Consider the following 7,442-nt stretch of genomic DNA (forward strand, 5'->3'; position numbering starts at 1 on the left):
GGCCCGCGCTGCGCCCACCACCACGCCGCCGTGCCCGGCCGCGCGGTCGCCATCGCCCGAGCGGTTGCGGCCGCCTCGTGGCGGCGCCCACGGCGCCATTGCGCCGTTCCGTCGCCGCCATCGGGGTTTCGTCGCACGCCCGCTGACGCCGGCCGCGGGCGCTGGCTATGCTCCGCCGCACTTCCCACCCTGCGGCGACAACGTGATCAGAAGCGCCATCAAGAGCCTGTTCTTCGTGTTGCGGATCGCGCTGGCGTGGCTGGCGGTGGTCCTGCTGGCGGCGGCGATCTGGGACCAGATCCCGCTGCTGGGTCGCTGGGAAGGCCCGATCGTCGTCGCCAGCCTGCTGACCATGGCGCTGGTCGTCGCCGGCGCGCTGTCGCACCTCAACCGCGTGCACCTGATCGCCGGGCGTGTTGACCGCGCGGCGCTGTCCAACCGCCAGCGCCGGCAGATCGAGATCCCGCTGGAAGCGGGCGAGGCGTTCGACCTGCTCGATGCCGCGATCCGCGAACTGCCGCGCATCGAACAGGTCGAGAGCGCGCGCGACAGCCTGCAGGTACGCGCCAAGGTCGGCCGCCCGGCCGAGCAGTCCGAGCGCCCGCTCGGCCGCTGGAATCCGCTGTCGTGGTTCGGCACCCCGCGCAACCAGCTGCTGGCCACCATCCTGCCCGGCGACGACAGCGGCAGCGTGACGCTGATCTGCGAGCCGGAAGCGCCGGCCTGGAGCGACTGGTTCCTGGTCGACGACGGCAGCAATTTCGAGAACGCCGAAGCGATCAGCCGTGCCGTCAGCCGGCGGGTGTCGACGCTGCGCCGCACCGAGAAGGCCGCCGTCGAACAGACCGTGACCGAGAAGGAGCTCACGGTGGCCAAGCTGTCGCTGTTGCATGCGCAGGTCGAGCCGCACTTCCTCTACAACACCCTGGCAAGCGCGCAGCTGCTGGCCGGCAGCGATCCGCCGCGCGCCGAAGCGATGCTCGGCCACCTGATCCAGTACCTGCGGCATTCGCTGCCACGCACCGGCGACGAACTGTCGACGCTGGGGATCGAACTCGAACGCGCGATCGCCTACCTCGAAATCCTGAAGATCCGCATGGGCACGCGGCTGTCGGTACAGGTCGACATCCCGGAAACCCTGCGCGCCACGCCGCTGCCGCCGATGATGCTGCAGACGCTGGTGGAGAATGCGATCAAGCACGGCCTGGAGCCGCGCACCGCCGGCGGCACGGTCTGGATCCGCGCCCGCCGCAACGACGACGAGGTCGCGATCACCGTCGCCGACGATGGCGATGGATTCAACACCAGCACCAGCGGCACCGGCATCGGCCTGAAGAACGTGCGCGAGCGCCTGCGCCTGCGCTACGACGGGCGTGCGGCGTTGGCGGTGGTGGCCAACTTCCCCGCCGGCGTGGCGGCGACGATCACGGTGCCGGTCGACGACTCGACCGGGGTGCGCCATGGCTGAGCCGGTCCGCACCTGCGTCGTCGCCGAGGACGAGGCGCTGCTGCGCCAGGCGCTGCTCGAGCAGCTGGCACTTGCCTGGCCGCAATTGCAGGTGGTCGCGGCCTGCGAGGATGGCGCCAGCGCACTGGAAGCCATCGCCAGCCATGCGCCCGATGTCGCCTTCCTCGACATCCGCATGCCGGGCCTGAGCGGGCTGGATGTCGCCGCGGCCGCGGTCGAAGTCAGTCCGCGCACGCAGGTCGTCTTCGTCACCGCCTACGACCAGTACGCGATCGACGCGTTCGAGCGCGGCGCGATCGACTACCTGCTCAAGCCGATCCGGGCCGAGCGGCTGGCCGCCACCGTGCAGCGCCTGCAATCGCGCGTCGACGCGCCGGATGCGCAGGCGCTGGCGTCGCTGCTCGAGCGCCTGGGCCGGCAGCTGCCGCGCGACACCGCCGTCGAGCCGCTGACCTGGCTGACCGCCAGCGCCGGTCGTGAGACCCGGCTGGTGCTGGTGGACGACGTGATCTATTTCCAGGCCGACAACAAGTACACCACCGTGGTCACCGCCGACGGCGAAGCCCTGCTGCGCACGCCGATCCGCGAGCTGCTCGCGCGACTGGATCCGGCGAGCTTCAGGCAGATCCACCGCTCGACCATCGTCAACCTCAAGGCGATCGCCGGCATCGTGCGCGACGACAGCGGCCGCGGCACCGTGCGACTGAAATCGCGTCCCGAAACGCTGCCAGTCAGCGCCCCCTACATGGCGCTGTTCCGCCACATGTGAGGCCCGGGCCAGGCGCTTGCCGCGCCCGGCACCGTCCCGCACCGCTGCGCATCCGCCGGCGCCTTCGCGCCGCCATTGGAAGGTGAATCCGTGAAGACAGTCATTGCCATCATCGCCTACACCCTGTCGCTGTTCGGCATCGACATCGGCAGCCATGTCCGCATCGATCGCGTGCAGGACAACGGCGCCGACGTGCTCTACAGCCAGGTCGTCAGCCGGCCGGGGAGCACGCGCTTCCAGTGCCTGCGCAGCACCAGCGGCCAGTGCTACTACACCGTGTACCCGCAGCAGTGCACGACGGTGCCCGGCACCGGCGCGGTCGAGTGCGACACGCGCCCGGTCGAACGCTTCGCGCTGGCCCGCGGCGACAGCCGGCAGATGGCGCCAATCCCGGCGCTGCGCATGTGCGTGAGCGCGCAGGCCGGGCGCGCGGGCGCCGATTGCGAGTGAGTCCAGCGCCGATGCGCGTGGCGGTTCGGACCGGCCGCGCGTGCGCGCGCGCCGGCCGTCACGGACGCAGGCGCGGCCCGTTCCGCCCGGTGGCTGGCGGGCGCCGCTAGGCTGGCGACAGCGTCTCCACGTGCGCCCGCAATGCCGCCAGCGCCGCCTGCAGGCGCGCCTGCAATTCGTCGACCGGTGCCCAGGTCGCCGCGCTTCCCGCCGACTCCAGTGCGCTGGCGACTTCGGCCATCGTCACCGCACCGACCAGGCGCGCGGCGCCTTTGATGCGGTGGGCATGCCGGGTCAGCGCGGGCAGGTCGCGCGCGACGATGGCGGCCGCGACCGCGGCGGCGTCCTCGACCACGCTGGCGAAGAAATCATCCAGCACCATGCGCACCGTCGCCGGATCGGAACCGACGGCCGCAGCCAGCACGGCCGGGTCCAGGATCATCGCCGGATCCGCCGCCGGCGCCGCCGTGGTCGCGTCCGGGCCCGATGACGCATCCGCGCGCACAGTGTGCGGCAGCCAGCGTTGCAGGGTGGCGGCCAGCATCGCCACGCCGACGGGCTTGGCGAGGTAGTCGTCCATGCCCGCCTCCTGGCAACGCTCGGCTTCGCCTTTCAACGCCGATGCCGTCAGCGCGACGATCGGAATCCGTGCCGCCCCCGCGCGCGCCTCTTCCGCGCGGATCGTGCGCGCCAGCGTGTAACCGTCCATCACCGGCATGTGCACGTCGGACAACACCAGCGCGAAGCGCCCGCTGCGCCATTGCTCCAGCGCCTGCTGGCCGTCGGCGACCGGCACCGCGGCATATCCGGCCAGCGCCAGTTGCCGCGCGATCACCATGCGGTTGGTCGGATGGTCGTCCACCAGCAGCACCAGGCTGCGCGCGCGCTCGGCATCGGCCAGCGACGGCGCGGGTTGCGCGGCGAATCCACCGTCGCTGGCGCGCGGCATCTCCGCCTCCAGTTCCCCGGCGGGGACCCGCATCAGGGTCAGCAGCAGCTCCAGCGTGGTGCCGTTGCCGGGCGTGGAGGTGAGCGTCACCCGCCCGCCCATCAATTCGGCCAGCCGGCGGCTGATCGCCAAGCCCAGGCCGGTCCCGCCGTAGCTGCGCGTGGTGTCGTTGTCGGCCTGGGCGAACGGCTGGAACAGCCGCAACTGCTGGTCGGCGCTGATGCCGATCCCGCTGTCGCGGACGCGTACGCACAGGCGATCGGAATCGTCGGCCGCGCCCTGCCATTCCAGCACCACGTCCACGCCGCCGTCGTCGGTGAACTTGATCGCATTGGAGAGGAAGTTGTTGACGATCTGGCGCAGGCGCTGCGGGTCGACGCGGTAGGCCGGCGCGACCCGCGCATCGACCTCGCACGAGATCGTCAGGCCCTTGCTGGAAGCGGCGCCCGCGAAGCTGGCGACGGCGCGTTCGACGAGCTTGCCCACGTGGGTGGCCACCGGCCGGATCTCGATCCGGTTGGCTTCGATCTTGGAGAAATCCAGGATGTCGCCCAGCACGTCGAGCAGGGCCTGGGTCGAGGACTCCATGATCGTCAGCGCGTTGCGTTGGTCGGCGTCGAGCGCGCTCAGCGCCAGGACTTCGACCATGCCGGTGATGCCGATCATCGGCGTGCGGATCTCATGGCTCATCGCGGCCAGGAACGCGCTCTTGGCCAGGTTGGCTTCGCGCGCGCGCGCTTCGCTGGCGCGCAGGTCCTGCTCCAGGCGCTTCTGCACGCTCATGTCGTTGGCGATCGCGATCAGGCCGGCCGGCCGGCCGTTGCCGTCGTCCACGTGCGCCATCGACAGCAGCACCGGGACCCGATGGCCATCCTTGTGCACCATGTCGATCGATTGCGGCGGTTGTCGCAGTTCCGCGAACAGGTACAGCGCGCGCCAGTCGCCTTCCACCTCGTGGCCGAGCACGTCCCTGATCAGCGCCAGGGAGTAGCGCGTCTGCTCCGGATCGATCAGGAACGGCGATGAATCCTCATGCCGCGGGGCCTCCTCGCGCGAACGCACGACCCGGCCGAGGATCTCGTCGGCACGCCAGCCGAGCAGCTGCTCGGCGAAGCGGTTGAAGACGATCCAGCGTCCGCGGCCGTCGAGCACCAGGACCGCGGCCTGCGCGGCATCGAGCAGGGAGCGCTGGAAGGCATCGCGGCGCGCCAGTTCCCCGGTGCGTTCGGCCGCGGCGGCCTCGAACTCGCGTCGCAGGGCGATTTCGCCCGCGAGCCGGCGGTTGCTGCGCACCAGCCAGCCAAGCAGCAATGCGAGCAGCAGCAAGCCGAGCACGACGCGCGCGAGGTAGGGCCGCAACACCTGCTGCATTGGCAGCGTCTCATGCAGCCAGCGGTCCTCCAGTTGCCGGCGCTCGGATTCGGTCACCGCCTGCAGGCCCTTGGACAGCACCGCCTGCAGCATCGCGCGGTCGCTGGCGGCGGCCGCCGCGGCGGGGCCGGCGTCGTTGCCACCGGCGGCGGAACCGCGCGCCCCGGCCGGCAGCCGGGTCACGGCCATGTAGTAGTCGGTGCCCGGTAGCGCGGATACGTCGCGCACGCGCAGGTTGGCGAACCCCTGCTGCGCGCTGATGTAATTGATCAGGCCGATGTTGTCGAGGTAACCGTCGGCCTTGCCCTGCGACACCAGCCGCAATGCGTCGACCGCGGTGTCGACTTCGACGTACAGCGCCCCGGGGTATTTCTGCCGCAGCATCGGGTTGACCGCGAAGTCGCGCGCGATGGCGATCACCTTGCCGCGCGTGTGGGCATCGTTGATCGGTGCCGGGTCGGCGATGCGCACCGCCCAGCCCAGGCCGTGGTGGAGGTAGGGCGGCGGCACGAAGCGCAGGAAGCGCTCGCGTTCGGGCGTGCGCCACAGGCAGGTGAGCACGTCGACCTGGCCGCTGTGCGCCTGCCGCAACAGGCCTTCCCAGGGCAATCCCTTGGCGAAGCGGTAGCGCAGCCCGACCTTGCCGGCCGCCAGCCGGAACAACTCGTTGGAATAGCCGGCCGCGTGGCCGTCGTCATCGGTGTAGGAGAACGGCGCGTAATCCGATTGCACGCCCACCACCACCGGCGGTGCGTCGCGGACCCAGGCCTGCTCGGCGGCAGTGAGCGCCGCTTGCGCATGGGCGGGAAGCGTCCCGCAGAGCCAGAGCAGCGCAGCGGTGGCATGGCTGCGCCAGCGCGGACCGCGCGATCCCATCAGGGCCGGCGCCAGCGGGCAATGACCTCCGCCAGCTCCCCGCCGGGAACCGCGCGGGAGATCAGGAATCCCTGGGCGGCATCGCAGCCCAGCTCGGACAGCATCTGCCACTCCTCGACGCTTTCCACGCCTTCGGCCACGACCCCGAGCTCGAGCTTGCGTGCGAGCACCAGGCTGGCTTCGATGACCGCGCGCTTGCGTGGATGGCGCGGCGCGCCGGAGACGAAGCCGCGATCGATCTTGAGTTCGGTGAACGGCACTTCGGACAACTGCGCCAGCGAGGAGTAGCCGGTGCCAAAGTCGTCGATCGACAACCCGAAGCCCTTCAGGCGCAACCGCGCCAGCACGGACAGGCCGCGATCGGCCATCAACGCGCTCTCGGTGATCTCGAACATGATCGCGCCGGGCTCGACCCCGTGCGCCTTGACCAGCGCCTGGAAATGATCGGCGACGGCCGGGTCCACCAGCGTGGCGTGCGAGACGTTGACGGCGACCTGCAGCCGCAGGTCCGCCTGGTCCCATCGGCGCTTCCAGCCGCAGGCCTGGACCAGCATGGCATCGGTGAGTTCGCGCCCGAGCCCGGCGCGTTCGAGCAGCGGCACGAACTGCATCGGCCGCACGACCTGGCCGTCGCGCTTCCACCGTGCCAGCGCCTCGACCGCGAGCACGCGCCCGTTGAGCAGTTCCACCTGCGGCTGGAACCAGGGCTCGATGCGGCCTTCGGCCAGTGCGGTGCGCACCTCGTCGAACTCGATGTCGAGCGCTTCCTCCTCGATGATCTCCTGTCGCTGTTCGGCATAGGAAGCCAGTGTGGCTTCGAGCTTGTCGATGGTCACCGGTTTTTCGACGCTGCCCAGCACGTGCAACCCATAGTCGCGCGCCACCGTCTGCACCGAATTGATCAGCGCCGGTTCCATCGCGCTGACCAGCGCGATCGCACGCGCAAGGTGGCGTCCGGCGACATGGCCGATGAACTCGATGCCATCCATGCCCGGCATGTCGAGGTCCACCAGCACCAGGTCCGGCGGTGACGGCAGGGTTTCGAGCAGCGCGAGCGCGGACGCGCCGTCGGACGCTTCGTCCACCCGCGCCACGCCGAGCTCGGCAAGCATGCGCAATGCCATGCGGCGCTGGAACCCGTGGTCTTCCAGTACAAGGACGTGCAAGGCGAATGTTTCCACCGCTTCCCCCGAAGCCGATGCCGCGGCGGCCAGACTACTCCACCGCCGGCGGCCCGGACGAAACCCGGCACCGGCCTGCGGGCATGGCCTGGCGAGCATCCGCCCGGCGCGCCGGAGGCAACGCTGCCGGCGTATGCTCCGGCGATCGCGGACCGGAGGACAGCGGATGCGGATCAAGCTGCGATTGGCGGCGATCGCCTTGCTGGCGCCCTGCGTGGGAGCCTGCGATTCCGCCGCGCATGCCGATCGCGCCGCCACGCCAGTGGCGCTTGCGCCTGCGCTGCCGGGCGCGCACGCCGGGGCGGGACCGCTCGCCACGTCCGCCGCCGATGCCGGCCTGGCGATCGCCATCGCCCGCGAATCGGGGGCGCGCGCCCC

The 7,442-nt window shown here is 70.9% G+C and carries 6 protein-coding genes; 4 read left to right on the forward strand and 2 right to left on the reverse strand.

The window, feature by feature from the left end; genetic code table 11:
* Nucleotides 1-202 precede the first annotated feature (202 nt).
* The 3 genes from G7B67_RS12520 (at nt 203) to G7B67_RS12530 (ending at nt 2,687) form a co-directional block, all read left to right on the forward strand.
* Nucleotides 203-1,468 (forward strand): histidine kinase, encoded by a 1,266-nt coding sequence (locus G7B67_RS12520; protein ID WP_243412374.1) that lies wholly within the window; start codon nt 203-205, stop codon nt 1,466-1,468.
* Entirely contained in the window at nt 1,461-2,237 is a 777-nt protein-coding gene (locus G7B67_RS12525) for a LytR/AlgR family response regulator transcription factor (RefSeq protein WP_166212930.1), read from the forward strand. Before G7B67_RS12520 ends, G7B67_RS12525 begins: the two co-directional genes overlap by 8 nt.
* Before the next feature lie 90 nt (nt 2,238-2,327).
* A complete protein-coding gene (locus tag G7B67_RS12530; RefSeq protein ID WP_166212932.1) occupies nt 2,328-2,687 on the forward strand; it encodes a hypothetical protein in 360 nt (119 codons plus the stop codon).
* A 106-nt stretch (nt 2,688-2,793) separates the two neighbouring features.
* Here G7B67_RS12530 and G7B67_RS12535 read toward each other — a convergent pair whose 3' ends face one another.
* Together G7B67_RS12535 and G7B67_RS12540 are read right to left on the reverse strand one after the other, a co-directional pair.
* Nucleotides 2,794-5,883, reverse strand: a complete 3,090-nt coding sequence (locus G7B67_RS12535) for an ATP-binding protein (protein ID WP_166212934.1) — start codon at nt 5,881-5,883, stop codon at nt 2,794-2,796.
* Nucleotides 5,883-7,049 (reverse strand): EAL domain-containing response regulator, encoded by a 1,167-nt coding sequence (locus G7B67_RS12540; protein WP_166212936.1) that lies wholly within the window; start codon nt 7,047-7,049, stop codon nt 5,883-5,885. Before G7B67_RS12540 ends, G7B67_RS12535 begins: the two co-directional genes overlap by 1 nt.
* 181 nt (nt 7,050-7,230) lie before the next feature.
* Here G7B67_RS12540 and G7B67_RS12545 point away from each other — a divergent pair.
* The coding region (locus G7B67_RS12545) for a hypothetical protein (RefSeq protein ID WP_207780932.1) at nt 7,231-7,442 on the forward strand (212 nt) is incomplete at its 3' end.

Origin of the sequence: Cognatiluteimonas telluris (genome assembly GCF_011320095.1) — a bacterium.
Taxonomy (GTDB): domain Bacteria; phylum Pseudomonadota; class Gammaproteobacteria; order Xanthomonadales; family Xanthomonadaceae; genus Cognatiluteimonas; species Cognatiluteimonas telluris.